Source organism: Herbiconiux sp. FW305-C-125 (assembly GCF_058783455.1).
In genome coordinates this window covers 1,109,961-1,131,376 of record NZ_JBYSYO010000001.1, presented here as the reverse complement: position 1 = coordinate 1,131,376, position 21,416 = coordinate 1,109,961, and the positions used below count along the sequence as shown (strand labels likewise).

The following is a 21,416-nucleotide window of genomic DNA, read 5'->3' as shown; positions in this document are numbered from 1 at the left end:
GCGTCAGTCGTCGCTGTTGTCGTCCTCGTCGTCGACGAAGCCGGCCTTGCCCCGCGCCGCGACGATGGCGGCGCGCTCGGCGAGGCGGCGGCGCACCTCGGTCTGGGCATCCTCGACCACTCGCGGGTCGAGCGGCACGCTCGGGAAGTGGGGGTTGCCGTGGTACTTCTCGATGTAGGCGTCGAGTTCGGGGCCGGACTCCCACGACGTGATGAGGCAGTAGCGGGGCTCCGGGCCCTTCTGGAAGACGGCGTGCCAGAACCGCTGGGTGTCGACGATGACCTGGCGGCCGGCCGGGAGCGAGATGCGCACCTCGGTCTCGGGGTCGAAGCGGTCTTCGCGCAGGATGAGGAAGGACTCCGGGTCGTCGGAGAGGTTGAAGAAGCCGCGCACGATCCACCCGGTGCCGTCGGGGTTCAGGCGGTTGTTGTCATCCTGATGCAGGTTGTAGATGGCGGTCGGGTAGGTGTCGGGCTTCAGCTCGATGACCCGGCAGCGGCCGATGTTCGCGCCGGGCTCCTGAGCCCGGGCGGTGAGCCTCGGAGCCTTGGCCACGTTGGCCTCGACCCAGACGCCGTCCTTGTCGGTGCGGGGCGGGGTGTTGTTCCAGAACGCGTTGACCTCCATGTCGCCGAACGCGCTGGCCAGCGGCGCGAACCGCGTGTCGCCGGAGGACTTCCAGTCGACGTACTCGAGACCCAGCCACTCCTGCGGATCGACGGCCTGGTCGTAGGAGTCGAGAACGACGTAGCCGGTCTCGTCGAGTGCGGTCGAGCGAACGTAGCTCATCAGAGGAAGGGGCCCTTCTCGTGACAGAGCACGCGCCTGGTGTGCCTGCTCTACTTAGGCAAGGCTAACACGCTGCACCGACGCGTTTCGGGGGATGGTTCCGTGTCTGCACCTTCCCGTCGCGTGACTCGTGGAGGACAATGCGGGCATGGCATCCGGAACCGCAGAAGACCCCTGGCAGCTCACCACCGCGCCGGGTACGTCGGCTTACTCGATGTACCGCGACGAGGCCGCCGATCCGCCGACGCTGGTGTGCCAGGTGGGGTCGACCACGCTGAAGTACCAGCTGCGGGCCATCGACGACCTGCACGCCTGGCTGACGGAGCAGGGTGGCTGGGTGCCGCTCGGCGCCGCGGACGAGCAGAAGGCCGCGGCCGACGGCACCGTGGAGGCGTGGGGACGCTCGGAGAGCAACCCCGTCGGCGGCTGGTACGGACTGCGCAAGGGCTACCGTGGCCGATTCGGAATGTACCTGCCCCCTCTGCTGGAAGAACTGGGCCTGGCCGAGCTCACCCATGAGGCTCGCAACAACTCGGTGCGGGCGCTCTGACGACGTGAACGACGGATGCGACCCGTGCTGAGAGCGGAATCGCGAGCCGTCCTTCGCTGATGGACGTACAGTAGAAGGGACTGGCAGCGACGGCAGGAGACCCCACCACCAGCGCACATCACCACCCCACTCGACCCAAGGAGGCGACTTTGACCGATGTTGTATCAGGAGCCCCTCACCTCGAATCGGTACTGCGCACCTCCGTCCCGCATCCCGTCGCTCTCGAGCGCGACGACATCGTCCTGCGCAAGGGTCAGCTGACCCGTCTCAACGGGCATGCGACGCCCCGTCAGTCCATGATCGAAGACCTGCTCTTCATCGCGGATGCGCTGGGTGACGCCCACGTTCCCTTCCTGCTGGTGCGCGGCAACGACGAGCGCCCCGTGCTCGCGGTGCGCTGGACCGACCGCAAGAAGGCCAAGCGAGCCCTCCTGGCCGCGATGGCGACCGAGCCCTTCTACTCGAAGGCACCAGGGGCCCCCGCCCTCCTAGTGGCCGACGGCAAGCTCGCCCGCGACCCGAAGGCGCGCGTGATGCGCCTGTTCCGCCCCCGCATCGAGCCGATCGGCCGGCTGCGCTACGGCGCCGGGTCGGCCGTGCAGCTGGAGTTCTGGCGCGAGAACGGCGACGTGGTCGAGGCGCCGGTCGAGAACTCGCTCACCCGCCGCATCATCCCCCGCGACGAGATCGTCGAGACCACGGTCGAGCTCTTCGGGCGCACCTGGACCACCATCGAGGGCATGTTCGACGCGCTCGCGAGCGACGTCGGTTTCGACATCGACATCGTGTTCTCCTGGGTCGACGGCACGGCCATCGAGTTCCAGCGGGCCCGCGCCAAGCGCATGGCGAGCTACGTGGTCGGCGACGGCGACGACTCCGAGGCGCGGTACCGCCAGATCGACGAGTTGAAGTATGCGCTCCGCAGCGTCTACACCTTCGCGCCGTGGATCCGTCGCATCTTCATCGCCACCGACTCCCCGAGACCGGCCTGGCTGGCCGACGACCCCCGGGTCACGATCGTGCCGAGCGAGCAGTTCTTCGCCGACCTCTCGAACCTTCCCACGCACAACTCGCACGCCGTCGAGGCGCAGCTGCACCGCATCCCGGGCCTGTCCGAGCACTTCCTCTACTCCAACGACGACATGTTCTTCGGCCGGCCGGTGCAGCCCGACCTGTTCTTCTCGCCGGGCGGTATCTCGAAGTTCGTCGAGGCCTCCACCCGCATCGGGCTCGGCTCGAACGACGTGCGCCGCAGCGGGTTCGAGAACGCCGCCCGGGTGAACCGGGAGCTGCTGCAGCAGCGCTTCGGCCGCATCACCACCCGCCATCTCGAGCACTGTGCGGCACCGCTGCGCAAGAGCGTGCTGTTCGAGATGGAGCAGGAGTTCCCCGAGGCCTTCGCGCGCACGGCGGCGAGCCCGTTCCGGTCGGCCACCGACATCTCGGTGACCAACTCGTTCTACCACTACTACGCGCTCATGACGGGCCGAGCGGTGGTGCAGACGGATGCGAAGGTCAAGTACATCGAGACCACCCTGCGCTCGGCGCTCAAGCAGATGGACACCCTGCTGAAGAAGCGGTCGATGGACATGTTCTGCTTGAACGACGGCTCGAAGCCCGAGATCGAGGTGGAGCAGCGCACGGCTGCCGTCATCTCGTTCCTCGAGCGCTACTTCCCGTTCCCCGCGCCGTGGGAGAACGTGCCTCAGGCCGACGCCGCGACGCCGCCCGTCACACTCCCGACGGGAGCAGGATCGGCATCGTCATCGGGGGTTCTGGCGATACCCGCGGGCTGACCGCGTCGGCGATGACGATTCCGGATGCGGCGAGCCGGCGCCGGGTCTCCTCCGCCGTGATGTGGTCGAGGGCCGGGTAGCTCCCCACGGGCACCACGGAGTGCAGCACCGTGTGCTCGTAGACGTGCACCAGGTTGAACGCCTGCGCGCCGGCGCGCCCCTTGGTGCCGCCGACCTCGACGTTGAGGTCTTGGGTGTAGCAGGTGGCGCTGGCGACCGAGACGGGGATGCCGGCGAAGGTGGCGGTGGTGGAGTAGTGCAGGTGCCCGGCGATGATGGCCCGCACGTCGGAGCCTTCGAGCACCTCGGCGAGCCCCTGCTGATCGCGCAGCTCGACGGCGACGGCGAGGTCGAGCACGCTCGGCACGGGCGGGTGGTGCATGGCCAGGATGGTGCCGTGCGGCGCCGCGAGAGCGAGTTCCTCGGCCAGCCAGTCGAGCTGGGCGCTGGTGATCTCGCCGTGGTGGTGCCCCGGAACGGTGGAGTCGAGCGTGATGACCCGCAGCCCGTTGACGTCGTAGACCCGGTCGACCGACCGGTCGCTCGGCAATTCGCCGAACAGGCCCGCGCGGAAGGCGGCGCGGTCGTCGTGGTTGCCCATCACCCAGATCACCTCGGCGCCGAGCCGCGCCGCGGCCGGCTCGACGATCGCGCGGAGCCGCTCGTAGGCATCCGGCTCGCCCTTGTCGGCCAGGTCGCCCGTGAAGACGATGGCTTCGGGGCGACCGCCCGAGGCCTCGAGTTCGGCGAACACCTCGCGCAGGTGGGCTTCGCTGTCCACGGTGCCGTAGAGCTTGCCGCCGCCGGCGAGCAGGTGGGTGTCGCTGAGGTGCAGCAGAAAGTGGTTCGGCCTCGGGTACTCGGCCGTTCTGGTAGTCACAAGACGTCCATTCGGGTGAGGTGCGGGCTCCGGGATGTCGCCCGTCCGTGGTGCTGTACCGACTCAAGCACGCGAAAGTGAACGAAAGGGTGACTTTTGCTGGCGAGTCGCTATCAGCACCTAGGCTTCCTAGCGAGGCCCGGGGGGAGACGGCGATGACGGAACAGGTGTTCGCGGTCGGTTCCTACACCGACGCACGCTGGGGTGACCCGGGTGCCGGTGTCAGCCTGGTCGCCCTCAGCCGGCTCCCCGGCGGTGCCGCACGATTGCGTGTGCTGCCCAGCGCGGCCGCCGTCGCCGATGCGAGCTACCTGGTCGCGCACCGCGGCGAGCTCATTGCGACTTCGGAGCAGGAGTTCGGTGAGCTCGCCAGACTCCGCGTGGATTCGGAGGGCATCCATCTGATCGAGCGACGATCCAGTGGGGGTGCCGCACCCTGCCATCTCGCCGCGATCGACGACGAGGTCGTGGTGTCGCACTACTCGACCGGAGATCTCGCTGCGTTCGAAGCCGGCCCCACCGGGTTGGAGCCGCTCTGGCGTGTCCGTGAGATCGGGACCGGCCCCCGGCCCGACCGTCAAGAGGCGTCGCACGTGCACAGCACCGCGTACTGGCAGGGGCACCTGGTCTCTGCGAACCTCGGTACCGACGAGCTCACGCTTTATCGTCGCATCCCTGGCGGGCCTCCGGTGCCGGACGCCGTGGTGCGCATGCCGGCCGGCTCCGGCCCACGGCACCTGCAGCCGGTCGGCGACCGGCTGTACATCACGGGCGAACTCGACTCATCGCTGCACTGGGTGCGGGCGACCGGTCGCGAGCGGCGCCACGTCGGCTCGTTCCCCAGCACGAGTTCCGGCGTGCTCAACCATCCATCTCACCTCGCGATCGTGCCCGGCAGGCCGCTGCTCGTCCTCGCGAATCGGGGTGCGGACACCCTGGCGGTGTTCGACATCACCCAGGGTGACCCGCTTCCCGTTGCCGAGATCGCCCTCGGGGGGCGGCAGCCCCGGCACTTCGCCGTCACCCACGACTATCTCCTCGTCGCGGAGGAGGCATCGTCGCGCATCGAACTGGTCGACATCCGATCTGCGGATGCACGTGACTGGGCAGTGGTGCAGTCGCTCCCAATCGCATCTCCGGCCTGCATCATCGAAGCGACCAGGCGATAGCCAGATTCTGCGGTTACTGAAACAATGGTTCCATTGAGTGAATCGGAGGCGCGCGTGTCTGCAGACGAGCTGGTCGAGGCCGACCACGGCAGGTACACGATCCGGGCTGTCGATCGCACCTGCGACATCCTCGAGATCCTGGCCGGCGCGCGGGATGCGGTTGCGCTGCCTGAAATCGCCGATGCCTGCGGGTTGCCGAAGAGCTCGGCCTTCCGCTATCTCACCACGCTGGAGAACAGGCGGTTCGTCGAGCGCACCCCGGACGGCGGGAGTTATCGCCTCGGCTCTGCGATACGCCGCATGGCGGTGGGTGACGTGACCGACCTGATCGAGCAGGCCCACCCGGTGTTGCAGACGCTGCGGGACGAGTTCGGCGAGACGGCCAATCTCGGGCGCCTGGAAGGTCGTCAGGTCGCATACCTCGACATCGTCGAGAGTCCCAAGTCCGTTCGTCTGGTTGCGCACCCCGGCACTCTCGACGAACTTCACTGCACGGCTCTGGGCAAAGCCATCATCGCATCGTGGCCAGAAGAGCGCGCTCACGCGGTGCTCGGCGACGAATTTCCCGCGCGAACCCCGCGGACCGTGACGAATTGGCCCGATCTGAAGCGGGAGCTCGGCAAAGTGGCGCGAGCAGGGTACGCGATCGATGACGAAGAGAACGAGCTCGGGGGACGTTGCGTAGCGGTAGCCATCCCCGGTGCCGATGCCGCCATCAGCGTCTCAGCCCCGACCGGACGGATGCCGTACGACAAAGTCGAGAGCGTCGGCGATCGCATCCATTCCCTCATCACCGAATTCATTAGATGAAACGGATTGACCCGAAAAAGCAAATTTGAGGCCGATCTGCGTCAAAACTCTTGCCAATTGTTTCAGTAGACAATACGCTCCACTTACCAGGCGAAACGGAGCATATGTGTCCACCTCACGAACCCTCGACGAGATCCGCGAGCACCTCTTCACGGGGGTGCTGAGCGACGTCCTCGACGCCCTCGACCGCCCCGGACAGGTCGCTGACCTGCCGTTCGTGCAGGCGACGAGCGGACAGAAGGTGGTGGGTCGCGTGCACACTGCCCGCGCTGTGCAGGTCAGCGCTGAGCCGGTCGAACCGTATCGCCACCTCCTCACCGCCATCGACGGCCTCGATGAGGGCTCGGTGCTGGTCATCTCGTCAGCGGCGTCCTCGACCAGTGCCCTGTTCGGCGGCCTGCTCGCCACCGCGGTGCGCCAGGCTGGCGGGGCGGGCGTGATCGTCGACGGGTTCGCTCGCGACGCCCGGGAGATCCGCACTCTCGGTGTGCCGACGGTCGTCCGGGGCTACCGTCCCCTCGACAGCTTCGGCCGTGACGAGGTGGTCGAGATCGGGCAGCCCGTGTCGATCGGCAGCGTGTTGGTGCGGCAGGGCGATCTGGCCTTCGCTGACGAGGACGGCATCGTGTTCGTGCCGGCCGACGTTCTGGACGAGGCGATCGAGCGGGCTTTTCAGAAGGTCGGTGCGGAGCGGACCATGCGGGCGGCCCTCACCGAGGGCATGCCGGTTGCGACCGCATTCGAGCAGTTCGGAGTGCTCTAGGCCGCGTGGCCGGAGCGGATGAGGAGGAACCAGGACGTGGCCATTCGAATCGCAGTCTGCCAGGTGCAGGAAGTCGACGACTCCATCGCCGACTTCGCTCGGCAGCTCGGAGTGACGAGCATCAACATCACCACCGCCGACATCCCCGCCGTCGACGGGTACTGGAAGACCGACGACCTCGTCGATCTGAAGCGGCGGTGCGAGGAGCGCGGTCTCACCCTCGAGGTGATCGAGAATCTGCCCTACGGCACGTACGAGAAGATCATCCTCGGCCGTGAGGGGCGCGACGAACAGCTGGAGAACTACGGCCGCACCATCCGCAACATGGCTGCGGCCGAGATTCCCATCCTCGGCTACCACTTCATGCCGAACGGTGTCTGGCGCACCTCGATGAGTGCACCAGCACGTGGGGGCGCCACAGCAACGGCCTACGACCACTCGCTGGCGCACCTCGGCAACAAGGTGATGTATCCGGCCGACGTCATCCAGCCCTCGATCGAGGCGGGCGACCCCGGCCTGACCACCGATGAGCTGTGGGAGAACTATCAGTACTTCCTCGACGCCGTGCTCCCGGTCGCCGACGAGGTCGGGATGAAGTTGGCGCAGCACCCGGACGACCCGCCGGTCGAGTCGATCAACGGCTTCGCCCGCAACTTCACCAGTCCGGATGCCTACAAGCGGGCGTTCGAGATGGCCAAGGGCAGCCCCGCCTGGGGTATCAACCTCTGCGCAGGGACGTTCTCCGAGATGAGCGGCGCCGAGAGCGTGGCCGAGATGATCCGCTTCTTCGGTCCGCTCGGACGCATCCGCTACGTGCACTTCCGGGACGTCAAAGGCACCGTGCCCGACTTCGTCGAGTGCTTCCTCGGCGAGGGCAATTTCGACCCCGCGCACGTCATCCAGCAACTCCTCGACGTCGGCTTCCAGGGTTGGCTGCAGGACGACCATGTTCCCTTCATGACCGAGGACACGTCTTACGGCCACCGGGCCCGGGCGCACGAGATCGGGTACATGCAGGGCATACTCTCGATCCTCGACCGATGAAAGCGCTCGTCACCGGCGCGGCCGGGCTAGTCGGCCGCGCGGCCGTGAGTGCATTCGAGCAGCGCGGCTGGGAGGTCGTTGGGGTGTCGCGGAACGCCGCGGAGGCGCTTCCCGGGGTGCCGTGGATCACCGCGGAGCTCGCCGACGACGAGTTGCCGCGTGAGGCGTTCGAGGGTGTCACCGCGGTGGTGCACCTGGCCGCCATCCCCGGGCCGGGTGTGGTCTCCGACGCGCGCCTGTTCCGCAACAACGTCTGCGCCACGTTCAACGTGCTGCACGCGGCGGCGGAGGCGGGAGTCCGGCGGGCGGTGGTCGCCTCGAGCATCTCCATCTACGGCCTGGTCTATGCGGCGGCCGAGACCGACCCCCCGGAGATTCCGCTGCGCGAGACCTCCGAGCTCCGTGTCTCCGACGCGTACGCGCTCGGCAAGGAGACCGATGACGCCACGGCCAGGATGATCGCTCGTCGCTACGGCATGAGCATCGCGTCGCTGCGCCTGCCGAACATCTCGAGCGAGACGGTCGTGCGAGAGCGGATGACGGAGGCTCACGCCTCCGCCGACCATGCGCACCGCGAACTCTGGGCTTACCTCACCACCGAGGACGCCGGGGAGGCCGTCGCCCTCGCCGCGACCGCCGAGTTCGAGGGTCTGGTGATCGCGAACTGCGTGAGCCCCTCGTCCCTCGTGCCGAACGGGTTCGCCGACGCCGCCCGACAGTTCTACCCCGCCCGAGACGCCACCGGCATCGAGTGCGGGTACACAACAGACGTCGCCCGAGACGTCTTCGGCTTCGAAGGACGGATCGTCGTCGACTGAAGCCGAGTCACCCGCACCATCCACCCAAGAGAGGCAGAGATGAACCATCGCAGAACCAGTACCCTGCTCGCCGGAGCGGCGATCGCAGCGCTCACCATCGTGCCGCTGTCGGCATGCGCGTCCTCCACGCCGAGCGCGGCGGGCGACTCGCTCACGATGTGGACGTACAGCTCCACCGGAGCCGCCGGTCTTGAGGCGGTAGCCGCTCAGTATGAGAAAGACACCGGCGTCAAAGTCGACATCGAGGTCACTTCTCCCCGTGAGGCCTACACCACGAAGCTGCAGGCGGCTGCCCGCTCCAAGAGCCTGCCCGACATCATCACCCTCGGAGCTGATGTCGAGAACTTCCAGTTCGCGGCATCCGGCATCACCCTCGACCTCACCGACTACGTCGACGACGACTGGAAGGCGGAGTTCTTGCCGGGCATGATGGACGCCGCCACGCTGACCCAGACCGCCATCGACAACTCGGCATCGGACTCCCAGAATTCGTTGGAGTCGCTCGAAGCCGGTCACATCTACGGCATCCCGTATCTGGCGGGTTCGTCCGGCGTCATCGTCGCCAACAAGAAGGTGCTCGAGGAGGCAGGGGTGCCGACGGATGCGCCTCCCGCGACCTGGGAGGACTTCGTCGCGGCGGTCAAGAAGACGTCGGAATACTCCCCTGAATCGGGCGGGATCATCAATGGGCTCCAGACGCCGGAGGGTGCCTACCAGTGGTTGTTCCGGCCCATGGCTGCTCACCTTCTCGGCGCCGACGGCCTCGAGGCCCTGCAGACGAAGGACGGGTACACCGGCTGGACGGGCCCGGACGGCACTTCGGCACTGAAGCTCTATGACCAGCTTCAGCCGTATTGGGCGCCCGGCGTGCTCTCGCTCGGTCTGCCCGAAGCAGACACCGCCTTCGCGCAGGGCCAGGCCGCGTGGGACGTGGGAGGCACCTACACCGTGCCTTCCGTCGTCGATCAGGGACTCGCTCTCGATGACCTGATGACCTTCCCCGTTCCGGCGCCCGCGGGCTCGGAGCAGCCGGAGGCGTCGGTCTCGGCCATCGCACTTCTCTCGGCGGCCGTCAGCAGCCAATCGGCGAATCCGGAGCAGGCCGTCGACTTCATCAAGTACCTGACGAGCCCGGACGGTGCCTTGATCTGGGCCAAGGGTGCGCAGGACGTGCCGGCCACCGCGATCGACTCGGCGAAACTCACCGACAGCCCCCTCCTCGCCTCGGTGATCGGCTCACTCAGCACCGACCCCGCCTCGCTGTTCAACCCCGACGACACCTCGGCCGATCCGCAGGCCACCCCGCCGATCAAGCACGACGTGGCGGTCGAGCTGGCGCGCCTCGTCAGCGGCGAGGGCACACCCGACGAGGTGGCGGCAAACATCCAGTCCATCTACCAGTCGGCCTGGAATGCTCAGTAGCGAGACCAGGTCGATCCGGGGAGGCGCTGCGAGCGCAGCGTCTCCCCGGGCGGTGCGCCGGCGGCGGGCTCGGCCGCTCAGTTCCCGCGTGACCCCGTTCCTCTTCTTGGCGCCGGCGCTCATCATGCTGGCGGTGTTGGGGCTCTACCCGATCCTCTCCGGTCTGCAACTGAGCTTCGTGGAGTGGAACGGCATCAATCCGGTTCAGGACTTCGTCGGTCTGCAGAACTACTTCGACCTCCTGGGGGCGGATTCGCGTGCAGCGCCGCTCGTGCTGCGCGCCCTCGGCAACACTCTCGCCTTCCTCATCGTGGTGCCAGTGCTCGTGATCGCGATCAGTCTCCCGCTCGCCTACGGCATCCACCGACTGAGCAAGCGTGTTTCCGGCCTACTCCGCACCATCTTCTTCTTCCCCTACGTCACGGCTGGTATCGCAGTGCTCTACGCCTGGCGGTTCCTCTACCTTCCGAACGGCGGCCTCAATGGCCTCTTGAACGGTCTCGGGCTCGGCTTCCTCGCTCAGCCGGACGGATTCCTCTCCAACCCCCAGACCGCGTTGCCGAGTGTCATCGCCGTCATGGTCTGGCTGCTCGTGCCGTTCGGCATGCTGGTGTACCTCGCCTCGCTGCAGTCGCTCGACCCCGAGCTGATCGAAGCCGCAGCCCTCGACGGCGCGAACAGCGGCCGCGTGCTGCGGCACATCGTCTGGCCGCTGATGCGGCCGACGACGGTGCTCATCCTCATCGTCTGCGCGCGCGAAGCATTGCAGGACTTCCAGATCATCCTGCTGATGACGGCCGGCGGCCCGTTGGACAGCACGACCACATTGAGTTACCTGGCCTACCAGTTCGCGTTCAGTTCCAGTGCGAAGTACGGCTACGCGAGCGCCCTCGGCTGGCTGCTCTTCATCGCGGGAGTGCTCATCTCGCTCATCACCTTCCGGCTCATCACGCGCCGCGACCGGGAGCCCCGAATCAGGAGGTCACGCCGATGAACCGTCCCGTCGCCGCCCGCGTCGCCAGCCGGGTCGTCATCGCCGCCGTACTGGTCGTCTACGGATTGATCAGCGTCTACCCGTTCCTCTCGATGCTCTCGGGCGCTTTCAAGACCTCGCGCGATGCCACCTCCTCGGGCACGCTGTGGCCGAGCGAATTCACCCTCGACGGCATCACCCAAGCCTGGGGCAATCTGCATTTCGAGACCTACCTGCTCAACAGCATCTCGGTCACCGCGACGACCCTGGTGATCGTGCTGGTCGTCTACCCGGCGGCGGGCTACGCGTTCTCGGTGCTGCGCTTCCCGTTCCGGAACGCGCTGTTCTGGGTCTTCGTCGCGTTGCTCTTCGTCCCCAGCATCGTGACGCTGTTGCCGATCATCCTCCTGCAACAGCAGCTCGGACTGCTCGGCACCCACATCGGGTTGGCCCTGGTGTTCGCCTCGAGCACGGCTCCGCTGGCCATCCTGCTGTTCCGCACCATCTTCGACACCGTGCCGAAGGAGTTGCGCGAGGCCGCACGCATCGACGGCGCGAACGAGTTCTGGATCTTCGTGCGCGTCTACGCGCCGCTGGCGAAGCCGGCCTTCGCGACCGTCGGCATCCTGTCGTTCGTCGCTGTCTGGAACGAATACGTCGTCAGCGGCATCTCGCTGAGCGACGAAGGGCTCTACACGCTGCCGATCGGGCTCGAGCGGATTTCGAGCGCGAACGTCGTGCACTGGAACGAGGTGATGGCCGGCTCCCTGTTCCTCGTGATCCCGGTGATCATCCTCTATCTGATCGGTCAGCGGTACTTCAATGCCGGCGTCGTCGGCGCGATCAAAGGATGAGCAGAGTGAAACGAGTGATATCGATCATCGCCGCCGTGCTGGTGGCCTGTGGTCTGGCGGTCGTGCCGGCGATGTCGGCGATGTCGGCCCAAGCCGTGCCGTACTCGGCGGTTCCGGGGCAGTTCATGGCGAAGATCTACACCGAGGGGCTCGGGCGGGCACCGGATGCCGCGGCCTGGGACGCGATGCAGAACGACTTCATCGCCAACGGATGCTCGGTCAGCACGCTGGCGCCATACGGCAAGGCTGTACTCAAGTCGGCCGAGTTCGCGGCGGCCTACCCCATCCCGGACACGAGCGCGTCGCACCAGACGCTCGGCGCACGAGCCATAGCGCTCTACCGCGCGGGACTGAACCGCGATCCTTCCAGCACAGATCTGGCGAACACCGTGGCCGCCCAGGTCGCGAGCCAGACGGCGGCAACCTGGAGTGGTCTGGTCGACGCCGTCTTCGCTTCGGCCGAGTTCTCGTCGCTGGCGACGAACTCGATCTGCTCCGGCGCGAGCTGGGAGCGCGACCCCTCGGCCTACTACTGGAACACGCAGGTCGATCCCGCTCAGACAGCAGCGCCGGCCGACGCCCGATGCGGTCTCTCGGGCATCACCCAGGCCCAGCTTCAGACCACGTTGAACGCCACGCCCGCCGGCGGAGCGGTCAAACTCGCCCAGGGCGCCGTGATCGTGATCGACGGTGCGCCCACCGGCACCGGGACGTTCGCCGGCGGGTTACGCGTGCCACCGGGAGTGACGCTGACCACCTGCGCGGCCGGCGACGCCGCGGGCCTCGCGACGCCCACACCGAACAGCTACGCCACGATGGCCCGGTTCGTGCGGGCGTGGACAGTCTCCGGTACCACGCGGAGCACCTTCATCACGTACAAGCCCGGCTCGACCACGAACATCGACTTCTCGAAGACCGCCATGATTCGCGTCGCCGACGGCGGCAAGGTCAGTCGGGTCTGGATCGATGGCAACGCCAACGTGCCGGACTCCTACTGCGAGAGCTGCGGCAACATCATGACGCTCGGCGGATCGGGCACGTCGGTGCTCGAGTCGAAGATCGGCAACGGGGCCGGATCGGCTCAGCTGCAGACCGTCGGTCTGTGGAACAAAGTGCTCAGCACCCCGGCTGACCCGGACGTAATGGCCTGCAGCGGCACCAACTACGTGCAGAACAATCTGGTCACCGCGTACAACAGTGCCCACCATGCGCCGGCCCCGAACTCGAGTTCACCGGGGGCGGGCCAGGCGACCTGGACAGACGGCTTCAACATCGGCTGCGAGAAAACCGAGGTCTCCGGCAACTCGATCATCGACGCCACGGACGTCTCGCTGATCGTGTTCCGTTCGTGCGTGCAGAACGAGACCGCCAGCTCGGGGCCGGTGTGCACCACCGGTCCGGGCCGGCAGCAGTCGCAGGTGCACGACAACATCATCCTGAACGCCGGGCAATCCGCTTACGGGGCGCTCATGGTCAGCCCGTTCGATTCGAACGGTCCCGACCCGATCGCCGACTTCAACGGCTTCTCGATGACCGACAACCAGATGTGGACGAGCGTTGCGGCGCACTACAACACGGGCATCATCGCCGGTGTGCGCCCCTACACCTACGCCGACACCGCCCGACGGGGCTCCGGTGTGACGGCCACCGGCGGGAACGGACTCACCATCACCGGCAACACCACCAACGGGCAGATCGCCTACGTCGGCAACGCGGCGCTGGTCAGCGGTCTGCTGAACGTCAACGTCTCGGGCAACTCCCTCAGCCTGATGGAGACCGCGGGTGCCGGTTACGGCGGCGTGCCGTCCACCGGTTACTACTCCACGTCGGCGCTCACTTCCTGGGTCTGCCCGACGACGGCGGTGAACACGCCGGCCTCGATGATCGCGGAAACCTACACCGGTGCCACGACCCCGGCGAACTACTGGGCGTCGGGCAGCATCTCGACGACCGGCACCACTCCGCTTTCCGATCAGGCCTTATACTACACGGTCAGTGGCCAGAAGATCGGATGCATGCTGGGTGGAATCGGGAACGGCCTGTGAGCGGCACGGTGATGACCGTCTCGGGTGCGGTGGATGCGGCTGAGCTCGGGGTGACGCTTTCCCACGAGCACGTGTTCATCAACCTCTATCGCGAGTATCAACCGCATCGCGACATGTACCTCCACGATGCGGAACTGGCCGAGCTCGAGCTGCGCCGCTTCGCCGACCTGGGGGGCGGGACGATCGTCGACCTCACCACTCCGGACATCGGCCGCGACCCGGCCGCTCTGCGGGCGATGGCCGAGTCGACCGGGCTCCACATCGTCATGGGGACGGGCCGCTACCGCACGCCGTTCTATGAAGAAGCGATCATCACCACGTCGACGCAGGAGCTCGCCGACCACTTCATCGCCGAGATCCGCGATGGAGTGGAGGGGGTTCGTCCCGGTGTCATCGGTGAGATCGGCACGAATCTGCCGTTCATCGATCCCGCGGAGGAGCGGGTGCACCGGGCTGCGGCGCGCGCGTCGCTCGCGACGGGCCTCCCGATCGTGACGCATTCCCTCGGCAGTGACGTCGGCCTGCAGCAGCTGCGGCTGTTCGCCGAAGAGGGAGTGGCCGCGGATCGCGTGGCCATCGGTCACGCCGACACGTGGCCCGACCCTCGCTACCACCGGCAGCTCCTCGACCTCGGTGCCACCCTGGTCTTCGACACCCTCCGGGGCCGCGTGCAGTACGAGACGGACCGTGCCATCCGTCTGATCGTCGCGGCCGTCGAGTCCGGGCATGCCGACCGCATCCTGCTTTCGCACGACGTGTGCGGAACGAGCCACTACGCGAGCTACGGCGGAGAAGGGTACGGATATGTGACCGGCCGCTTCCTCGCAGAACTCGAGGCCGCCGGGCTCGGTGCCGAGGTTGCACAGGCGCTCGTCACGACGAATCCGCAGCGCTTCTTCGCCACCCGTCCGAGCGGATGAGCGCGGAGCCGACCGCTCGGTGGTTGCTCGAGTCAGGCGCGGTCGCGTCGGCGGAAGCGCTCGTCACGGTCGATGACGTGTCGGTCGAGCGTGTGGGCGGGCTGGTCACCACCTGCGGACTCGAGAACGTGGGTGTGGCGCGCGAGGGTCTGCCCTTCCACGGTTCGCACCACTCCACACCCGCCATCGACGTGTCCTGGCACACCGAGCTGGTCGAAGCCGACCTCGTGCTGACGATCACGGGCTCAGTGCCGGCGGTGAGTACGTTCGGGCATCGACTCGAGCTCCGGCGCACGATCACAGCGGCAACCAGCCGCTCGAGACTCGCGATCCAGGACCGTGTGGTCAACCTGGGTTACGCCTCCGCCCCGGTCGCCCTGGCCGAGGATGGCGTCGATGCGCAGCTGGTGGAGCATCGGTGGGCCGGGTTCGGAGAGGGTGTCGTGCGCATCCGGCCCCCGGGCGGCACCTCGGCGAGCGTCCGCTGGAGCCGGGACACGCTTCCGCGTCTGTTCCAGTGGTGGTGGCCGGCGCCGGGCGGATACGTTCTCGCTGTCGAACCGAGCACGAGCCCTTTGTTCGCGGCCGAACGGACGGGCGCGGAATCGGAAGGGCGCATCCTCGCGGCGGGGGATTCGGTCGAGTTCAGTCTCCAGGTCGACCTGCAGACGAGTCGTCGCCCTGATGCGGGCGCCGACCGATCCGCTCGTTGAGGAACGACACGATCGTCGCGGTCGCCACACCGAGGATCGCGACCCCGCCGAACATCAGCACCACCGCGAGTACTCGCCCCGGCACGGTGACGGGGTAGTAGTCGCCGTACCCGACCGTGGTCATGGTCACGCACGCCCACCAGACGGCGTCGCCGAAGGTGGTGATGGTGGCGCCCGGGGCGTCCCGCTCGGCCGAGAGCTCGGCGAGCGAGATGGAGTAGACGAAGAGGATGACGAACAGTGTCGCGTAGATGACGACCGTGGCCCGAACGGCATTGCCCGAGCGGCGGCGGAAGAACGGGATGTCGCGAAGTCGGGTGAGCAGCAGGAACGGGCGGAACACCGGCACCAGCACCGACAGCAGGTCGAGGGGAGTCGACCGCACGAACTGGGCCTTGTTGCGCGCGAGTGCCAGGCGCACCACGTAGTCCACCGCGAAGCTCAGCCAGATCACCGAGAGGGCGATGGTGAGCGCGAGGGTGCCGCCCGGGTTCATCGTGGGCGTCAGCACCTGCACCGTGTAGAGCACGATGAACAGGAGCGAGAGGATGACCAGCGGAACGGAGGTCGTGGTCTCCCACGTCCTGCGCCGCGACTCCTCGTCGACCATGCCCGCCTCCCGCTCGGCATCAGGATGGCACGGATCGACGAGCGGAAACGGTAAGTTGGGGGCGTGTTGGACCCGGCCCTGGAGGCGAAGCAGCGTGCGGTCACCCGCGACGAGAACCTCCCAGACATCGACTGGGTGACGCCGCCCGCGGGTGCCGTCACCTGCACCTTCGCCGCGCCGAGCGGGGAGCTGGCGGTGGTCTCGATGGGCGACCCCGCGCATCCGCGGGTCGTGCTGGTAGCTGGGGCGACCGGGTCGAAAGAGGACTTCCACTTCATCATGCCCGAGCTCGTGGCCGCCGGGTTCTTCGTGCAGAGCTACGACCTCGCGGGGCAGTTCGAGTCGCACGCGGCCGGCCCGTGGAACCTCACGCCGCCGCAGCCGCACTACACGCTCGAGCTCTTCGTCGACGACATGGTGGCCTTTCTCGAGGCGGGCTCCAGGCCGGTGCACCTCCTTGGCTACTCCTTCGCGGGTGTGGTGGCCGAGGTCGTGGTGACCTCGCGGCCCGAGCTGGTGGCGAGCCTGACACTCCTCGGCACCCCGCCCGACCCCGGGCAGAGCTTCGCCGGCGTGAGCCGCATCGGCTGGTTCTCCGGCATCGCCACCCCGGGTGCTGCCGCGAACCTGATGCGCTGGGGCGTGCAGGCGAACGTGCTGCACGTGAAGCCCGGGCGGCTGAGGTTCGTGCGCGACCGCTTCCACCTCACGCGCCGCGATTCGCACCGCGACATCATGCGCATCATGATGCACGCCCCCGACCTGGAGGCGCAGCTCGCGGCCGTCGACATCCCCAAGGCGGTGGCGGTGGGGGAGCACGATCTGTGGCCGCTCGCCCGGCACGCCCGCTTCGCGGAGGCGATCGGCGCATCCATCTCGGTGTATCGCACCGGGCACAGCCCCTGCGAAGACGCGCCCTACGAGCTCACGAACGACCTGCTGGAGCTCTACGCGAAAGCCGACGGCGCCTAGCCCAGCGCTGCCACGGCCACTGCCCCGGGAGGTTCACCGCGATGGTGCGGAAGGCCCAGCCGAGGCGGCGCATGAAGCCCTTGTAGGAGTGGAACGGGCGCCCCGAGATCGGCATCACGAGGGTCGGGTCGTACTCGACTGTCATGTCGGGCAGCAGGTGGTAGGTGATGTCGAGGTCGTCGTGCACCCGGCGGTCGGTGCGATGGACGGTGTCGCGGATGCGCAGCCACGCGTCACGGCGCAGCGCCATGTTGCTTCCGAAGAGCGGGGCGTGGCCGAGGAAGAGCGTCATCCAGGTGACGTAACCACCGAGGTAGAAGGTCTTGCCCGCCCAGGCGCCGGCGGCGTTGATGTCGTAGAAAGCGCCGGGGCCGGTGTAGGCGGTGGGCGCATCCGGTCGGGTGAAGACCTGTGCGACTCGTTCGAGCCAGTCGGGCCGGGGCACGGAGTCGGCGTCGATGCGGGCGAGGATGCTGCCCGTCGCCGCGTCGAAGCCGGCGGCGGTGGCGCGCAGGATGCCCTGCACGGGTTCGTCGATGACGCGCGCGCCGTGGCTGCGGGCGACCTCGGCGGTGTCGTCGGAGCTGCCGTTGTCGACGACGACGATCTCGTCGGCCGGGCGGGTCTGCGCAGCAAGGGCTTCGAGCGCCCGCCGCAGGAAGGCGGCGTCGTCTCGGGCGGGGATGACGACGGAAATCGTGATCTCCATGCCGTCAGACTATCGGCTGCGCTCCGCCCTGATTGGCGCGCCGAGCGCCGCTCGCGTACACTCGTCTGCGGTACCGTGTCCGAGCGGCCGAAGGTGCAACTCTCGAAAAGTTGTGTGGGGGAGACTCCACCGTGGGTTCAAATCCCACCGGTACCGCCACAGATGAACCCCCTGCTTCCGCCGTCCGAGCGGAGGGCAGGGGGTTTCTTCGTTCCGACGCACGGCGACGAGGTCAGGCTCCGGCGGCGAAGGTGACGGCTCCGTTTCGGACGGTCTGCACGACGCGGTGGTTGATGCGCCGGCCTTCGAAGGGGGAGTTCCGGGAGAGACTGAGGTGCTCGGCGCTTCGCACCACCGCGCTGGTTCCGCCCTCCACGACCACGAACGTGGCCGGCTCTCCGACGCGGACCGGGCGCCCCGCTGTCTCAGCGATTCCGCCGATGCGAGCGGGTGCCGACGACAGGACCTCGGTGAGCCGATCCCAGTCGACCACGCCAGTCGTCGCGTCGGTGAGGACGTCGGCCACGATCGGGAAGGCTGTCTCCAGCGAAGTGAAGCCGAAGGCGGCGGTCGCCCACGGCAGACTCTTGGCGGATCGCGGGTGGGGGGCGTGGTCGGTTGCGACCGCATCGATCGTCCCGTCGCGGAGAGCCTCGCGGAGCGCCGCCACGTCGGCGCGGTCGCGCAGCGGCGGATTGACCTTGAGCTCGGGCCCGCGCAGCGCGGCGTCCGCGGCGGTCAGCTCCAGATGGTGCGGAGCGACCTCCGCGGTGACGTGAACACCACGATCCTTGCCGCTGCGGATCAGGTCGACGCTGCGGGCGCTCGAGACGTGACAGATGTGGAGGTGGCCGCCGGTGTCCTGGGCGAGCGCGATGTCGCGGGCGATGACGGCTTCCTCGCCGATGGTCGGCCAGCCGGGCACCCCGGAGGTCGCCACGCGGGAATCGATGACGCCGAGACGCACGAGTGCCGCGCTCTGGGCGTGCTGCGCGAACGCCCCGCCGCAGCGGGCGAGTCGGGTGAGCAACTCATGAACGAGAGCCTCGTCGTCAACGCACCGGCCGTCGTCGGAGAACATCGTGACGCCCGCGGCCACCAGGGCCTCCACGTCGACCAGCGCTGTGCCGTCGAGGCCGACCGTCGCCGCGGCGACCGGGTGGATGCCTGCCGGGAGTCCGGCTGCGCGGGATCGAAGCTCCGCAAGGCGCGCCACCGTGTCGGTCGGCGGATCGGTGTTCGCCATGGCGAAGAGCTCGGCGAACCCGCCCGCAGCCCCGGCCTGCGCACCGGTGAGCAGCGTCTCGCTGGCCTCGCCGCCGGGCTCGCGGAGGTGCGTGTGAAGATCGACGAACGCGGGAAGCAGCACCCGCCTGCTACCGGTACCGGCACCGAGACGGGTCGGGCGGATGGCGGCGATGCGTCCGGCGGCGACCTCCACATCGACCGGATCGGGGTTGCCGCCCAGGCGCACCCCGCTAACGAGCATCCGTGCCGGCCTGGCCCAGGGCGAAGACCGGGCCGTCGACGCACACCAGCGGGCCCTCGCTCTCCTTGTCCGAGGGGTTCGGTGCCGCGCAGCCGTGGCAGTATCCCAAGCCGCACGCCATGTGCGCTTCGAGGGACACCTGGACGCCGACCCGCCAGCGGTCTGCCAACTCCTGAGCCAGCCGCGTGAGACGGGAGGAGCCGCACACCGCGATCGTCGACGGTGGGAACCGGTCGAAGCGAGCGATCAGACTCTCGCGAAGCGCGCCGACCGCGCTCGACCCATCGCTGTCGACCACGGGAAGCGCATCCGCTCGGAGCGAGAGGCAATCGTCGATGCCGATGAGTCGCTCCGATGTGCTCGCACTCAGCACGGCCGTGCACGCCACCCCGCGTGCGGACGCATCTTCGACCAGCCCCATGATGGAGCACACGCCGATACCGCGCCCGAGGGCCAGCACGGGTCCGGCGGCGACGGGAAGGTCGAATCCGCGGCCGAGCGGACCGGTGACCAGGAGCGAGTCGGAGGTGCGCACACGTGCCAGAGCAGCGGTTCCGCGACCGATCACGTTGTAGATGAGTTCGATGTTCCCGTTCGCGCGATGACGACGATGGATAGCCATCGGCCGGGGCAGCAGGATGCGTTGGTCCGCGGATGCGGGCACGGTCACCATCACGAACTGGCCCGCTTGCGCCGTGGACGCGACCGACGGGGAGTGCAGGACGAGGCGACGGATGCCGGGAGCCACGTCGTGATGGGCGACCACGGCGGCCTTGCCCACACACGGTTTCGGCCGAGCTCGAGGCGGGAGCAGGCTGATGCTGTCGTAGCTCTCAGTTGTCACGGACGGCATCCAATCGATACAGCGACTCGAGCAGCACTTCGGTGCCGGTTCGGATCTGGTGAGTGGGCGTGAATTCCTCGGGGGTGTGACTCAATCCGCGCCTGCTCGGCACGAAGATCATCCCGGTCGGCACGATGTGGTTGATTTGTTGGCTGTCGTGGCTCGCTCCGCTCACGAGAACGCGGTACGGATGGCCGGAATCGCGGGCCGCCGCGCTCACCACGTCGCGCACTCGAGCGGGCAGGAAGACCGGTGCCGTGTCAGCGAGCAGCTCGGCCCGGAGCCCGAGGCCGCGCCGGCGGGTGATCGCCTCGAACCGGTCGATCAGCGCGTCGGCGGTGCTGCGCTGTCGCGTCGCATCCACATCACGCACATCCACCGCGAACTGCACCTCACCGGGGATGGTGGTGATGGCGTTGGGGTGCACCGTCAGGCGTCCGACCGTGATCCGGGTGCGGTGGTGCTCGAAGTCCGTGGCGACTCGCTCGCAGGCGAGGATGCACTCAGCCGCTCCGGCGAGGGCGTCGCGGCGATCGTGCATCGGCGAGCCGCCCGTGTGCGAGGCGACGCCGGTGACTCCGATCTGAAGTCGGGTGCTCCCCGATATCGCCTCGACGATGCCGATCGGCACGCCGGCGCTCTCGAGCACGGAGCCCTGCTCGATGTGCAACTCGATGAAGGCCGACCATTCCGCCGCAGCCCAGACGGCTCGGTCGGCGAGGTCGGGCGACAGCCCGCATGCCGTCATGGCCGAGGCGAGCGACACCCCGTCGGCGTCGCTCAGCTGGTGGAGGTCGGCCGAGGTGGTCAACCCCGCGACGAGTCGGCTGCCGTTGCAGGCCTGTCCGAAGCGAGCTCCTTCTTCGGCGGCGAAGGCGACGAACCGCCATGGGCGAGTGCGGATGCGCTCGGACTCCGACGCCCAACGCGCGACCTCCATCCCCGCGACCACTCCTGCGACGCCGTCGAAACGCCCGCCTTCCGGCACGCTGTCCAGGTGCGAGCCGGTTCCGACGGCGGCCTCCCCGGCTCCGCCCGGACGGTTGGGAGCGAGTTCGGCGATCGTGTTCCCCACGCAATCGGTGACGACCCGCAAGCCGAGTGAGCTCATGTGATCGGCGAAGAGATCGTGAGCGGCTCGTTCCAGCGGCGTGTAGGAGAGGCGCGTGACGCCCGGCCCCTCGGTTGCGGTGATGCTCGCGAAACGGTCGAGAAGCGACTCGATGGAGTTCAGCTGATCCGTCAC

The 21,416-nt window shown here is 68.0% G+C and carries 21 protein-coding genes and 1 tRNA gene; 15 read left to right on the top strand and 7 right to left on the bottom strand.

Features of this window, described 5'->3' with window-relative positions; genetic code table 11:
- Positions 1-3 precede the first annotated feature (3 nt).
- Entirely contained in the window at positions 4-789 is a 786-nt protein-coding gene (locus AC3WLB_RS05845; protein ID WP_492504114.1) for a hypothetical protein, read from the bottom strand.
- 148 nt (positions 790-937) lie between these two features.
- Between AC3WLB_RS05845 and AC3WLB_RS05840 the strand changes: the two genes are divergently transcribed.
- Entirely contained in the window at positions 938-1,339 is a 402-nt protein-coding gene (locus AC3WLB_RS05840) for a DUF6855 family protein (protein ID WP_492504112.1), read from the top strand.
- Positions 1,340-1,488: 149 nt separating this feature from the next.
- Positions 1,489-3,135, top strand: coding sequence for a stealth family protein (locus AC3WLB_RS05835; RefSeq protein WP_492504110.1), 1,647 nt, complete (start codon positions 1,489-1,491; stop codon positions 3,133-3,135).
- Here the strand turns inward: AC3WLB_RS05835 and AC3WLB_RS05830 are convergent.
- The gene (locus AC3WLB_RS05830; protein ID WP_492504108.1) at positions 3,071-4,015 is read right to left on the bottom strand and encodes a phosphodiesterase; all 945 of its coding nucleotides are present in this window, start codon (positions 4,013-4,015) and stop codon (positions 3,071-3,073) included. The two genes, AC3WLB_RS05835 and AC3WLB_RS05830, sit on opposite strands and share 65 nt — an antisense overlap.
- A 155-nt stretch (positions 4,016-4,170) precedes the next feature.
- Here AC3WLB_RS05830 and AC3WLB_RS05825 point away from each other — a divergent pair, with 155 nt between their 5' ends.
- From AC3WLB_RS05825 to AC3WLB_RS05775, 11 genes are all read left to right on the top strand, one after another.
- Entirely contained in the window at positions 4,171-5,184 is a 1,014-nt protein-coding gene (locus AC3WLB_RS05825; protein ID WP_492504106.1) for a lactonase family protein, read from the top strand.
- Positions 5,185-5,238: 54 nt separating this feature from the next.
- Positions 5,239-5,994, top strand: coding sequence for an IclR family transcriptional regulator (locus tag AC3WLB_RS05820; RefSeq protein ID WP_492504104.1), 756 nt, complete (start codon positions 5,239-5,241; stop codon positions 5,992-5,994).
- A gap of 106 nt (positions 5,995-6,100) precedes the next feature.
- Positions 6,101-6,757 (top strand): RraA family protein, encoded by a 657-nt coding sequence (locus AC3WLB_RS05815; protein ID WP_492504102.1) that lies wholly within the window; start codon positions 6,101-6,103, stop codon positions 6,755-6,757.
- 36 nt (positions 6,758-6,793) lie between these two features.
- Positions 6,794-7,801, top strand: a complete 1,008-nt coding sequence (locus tag AC3WLB_RS05810; RefSeq protein ID WP_492504100.1) for a mannonate dehydratase — start codon at positions 6,794-6,796, stop codon at positions 7,799-7,801.
- Entirely contained in the window at positions 7,798-8,619 is an 822-nt protein-coding gene (locus tag AC3WLB_RS05805; RefSeq protein ID WP_492504098.1) for an NAD-dependent epimerase/dehydratase family protein, read from the top strand. The genes AC3WLB_RS05810 and AC3WLB_RS05805 overlap by 4 nt, the downstream gene beginning before the upstream one ends.
- 39 nt (positions 8,620-8,658) lie before the next feature.
- Positions 8,659-10,041, top strand: a complete 1,383-nt coding sequence (locus AC3WLB_RS05800) for an ABC transporter substrate-binding protein (RefSeq protein WP_492504096.1) — start codon at positions 8,659-8,661, stop codon at positions 10,039-10,041.
- A gap of 88 nt (positions 10,042-10,129) precedes the next feature.
- Complete coding sequence (locus AC3WLB_RS05795) at positions 10,130-11,035, top strand: carbohydrate ABC transporter permease (RefSeq protein ID WP_492504094.1); 906 nt, start codon at positions 10,130-10,132, stop codon at positions 11,033-11,035.
- Positions 11,032-11,868, top strand: a complete 837-nt coding sequence (locus tag AC3WLB_RS05790; protein ID WP_492504092.1) for a carbohydrate ABC transporter permease — start codon at positions 11,032-11,034, stop codon at positions 11,866-11,868. Before AC3WLB_RS05795 ends, AC3WLB_RS05790 begins: the two co-directional genes overlap by 4 nt.
- 5 nt (positions 11,869-11,873) lie before the next feature.
- Complete coding sequence (locus tag AC3WLB_RS05785) at positions 11,874-13,913, top strand: hypothetical protein (protein ID WP_492504090.1); 2,040 nt, start codon at positions 11,874-11,876, stop codon at positions 13,911-13,913.
- Positions 13,910-14,833 carry a phosphotriesterase family protein gene (locus tag AC3WLB_RS05780; protein ID WP_492504088.1) on the top strand — a complete coding sequence of 308 codons (924 nt, stop codon included), beginning with the start codon at positions 13,910-13,912 and terminating at the stop codon, positions 14,831-14,833. Before AC3WLB_RS05785 ends, AC3WLB_RS05780 begins: the two co-directional genes overlap by 4 nt.
- A complete protein-coding gene (locus tag AC3WLB_RS05775) occupies positions 14,830-15,546 on the top strand; it encodes a DUF4432 family protein (RefSeq protein WP_492504086.1) in 717 nt (238 codons plus the stop codon). The genes AC3WLB_RS05780 and AC3WLB_RS05775 overlap by 4 nt, the downstream gene beginning before the upstream one ends.
- Here AC3WLB_RS05775 and AC3WLB_RS05770 read toward each other — a convergent pair.
- Positions 15,479-16,156 (bottom strand): potassium channel family protein, encoded by a 678-nt coding sequence (locus AC3WLB_RS05770; protein WP_492504084.1) that lies wholly within the window; start codon positions 16,154-16,156, stop codon positions 15,479-15,481. The two genes, AC3WLB_RS05775 and AC3WLB_RS05770, sit on opposite strands and share 68 nt — an antisense overlap.
- A gap of 63 nt (positions 16,157-16,219) precedes the next feature.
- Here AC3WLB_RS05770 and AC3WLB_RS05765 point away from each other — a divergent pair, with 63 nt between their 5' ends.
- A complete protein-coding gene (locus AC3WLB_RS05765; RefSeq protein WP_492504082.1) occupies positions 16,220-17,128 on the top strand; it encodes an alpha/beta fold hydrolase in 909 nt (302 codons plus the stop codon).
- Here AC3WLB_RS05765 and AC3WLB_RS05760 read toward each other — a convergent pair.
- Positions 17,082-17,837, bottom strand: coding sequence for a glycosyltransferase family 2 protein (locus AC3WLB_RS05760; protein ID WP_492504080.1), 756 nt, complete (start codon positions 17,835-17,837; stop codon positions 17,082-17,084). The genes AC3WLB_RS05765 and AC3WLB_RS05760 overlap by 47 nt on opposite strands.
- 69 nt (positions 17,838-17,906) lie before the next feature.
- Between AC3WLB_RS05760 and AC3WLB_RS05755 the strand changes: the two genes are divergently transcribed.
- Positions 17,907-17,996, top strand: a tRNA-Ser gene (locus AC3WLB_RS05755).
- A 73-nt stretch (positions 17,997-18,069) separates the two neighbouring features.
- Here the strand turns inward: AC3WLB_RS05755 and AC3WLB_RS05750 are convergent.
- Genes AC3WLB_RS05750 through AC3WLB_RS05740 form a run of 3 tightly spaced genes read right to left on the bottom strand, consistent with a single transcriptional unit; the run spans position 18,070 to position 21,416 of the window.
- Entirely contained in the window at positions 18,070-19,326 is a 1,257-nt protein-coding gene (locus tag AC3WLB_RS05750) for a dihydroorotase (protein ID WP_492504078.1), read from the bottom strand.
- The gene (locus AC3WLB_RS05745; protein WP_492504076.1) at positions 19,316-20,170 is read right to left on the bottom strand and encodes an iron-sulfur cluster-binding protein; all 855 of its coding nucleotides are present in this window, start codon (positions 20,168-20,170) and stop codon (positions 19,316-19,318) included. Before AC3WLB_RS05745 ends, AC3WLB_RS05750 begins: the two co-directional genes overlap by 11 nt.
- Entirely contained in the window at positions 20,160-21,416 is a 1,257-nt protein-coding gene (locus tag AC3WLB_RS05740) for a Zn-dependent hydrolase (protein WP_492504074.1), read from the bottom strand. The genes AC3WLB_RS05745 and AC3WLB_RS05740 overlap by 11 nt, the downstream gene beginning before the upstream one ends.

Bases quoted from the DNA above. Each gene is read 5' to 3' on its own strand.
- AC3WLB_RS05845 (WP_492504114.1), bottom strand. From the start codon at position 789: ATGAGCTACGTTCGCTCGACCGCACTCGACGAGACCGGCTACGTCGTT.
- AC3WLB_RS05840 (WP_492504112.1), top strand. From the start codon at position 938: ATGGCATCCGGAACCGCAGAAGACCCCTGGCAGCTCACCACCGCGCCG.
- AC3WLB_RS05825 (WP_492504106.1), top strand. From the start codon at position 4,171: ATGACGGAACAGGTGTTCGCGGTCGGTTCCTACACCGACGCACGCTGG.
- AC3WLB_RS05805 (WP_492504098.1), top strand. From the start codon at position 7,798: ATGAAAGCGCTCGTCACCGGCGCGGCCGGGCTAGTCGGCCGCGCGGCC.
- AC3WLB_RS05800 (WP_492504096.1), top strand. From the start codon at position 8,659: ATGAACCATCGCAGAACCAGTACCCTGCTCGCCGGAGCGGCGATCGCA.
- AC3WLB_RS05790 (WP_492504092.1), top strand. From the start codon at position 11,032: ATGAACCGTCCCGTCGCCGCCCGCGTCGCCAGCCGGGTCGTCATCGCC.
- AC3WLB_RS05775 (WP_492504086.1), top strand. From the start codon at position 14,830: ATGAGCGCGGAGCCGACCGCTCGGTGGTTGCTCGAGTCAGGCGCGGTC.
- AC3WLB_RS05770 (WP_492504084.1), bottom strand. From the start codon at position 16,156: ATGGTCGACGAGGAGTCGCGGCGCAGGACGTGGGAGACCACGACCTCC.
- AC3WLB_RS05760 (WP_492504080.1), bottom strand. From the start codon at position 17,837: ATGGAGATCACGATTTCCGTCGTCATCCCCGCCCGAGACGACGCCGCC.
- AC3WLB_RS05750 (WP_492504078.1), bottom strand. From the start codon at position 19,326: ATGCTCGTTAGCGGGGTGCGCCTGGGCGGCAACCCCGATCCGGTCGAT.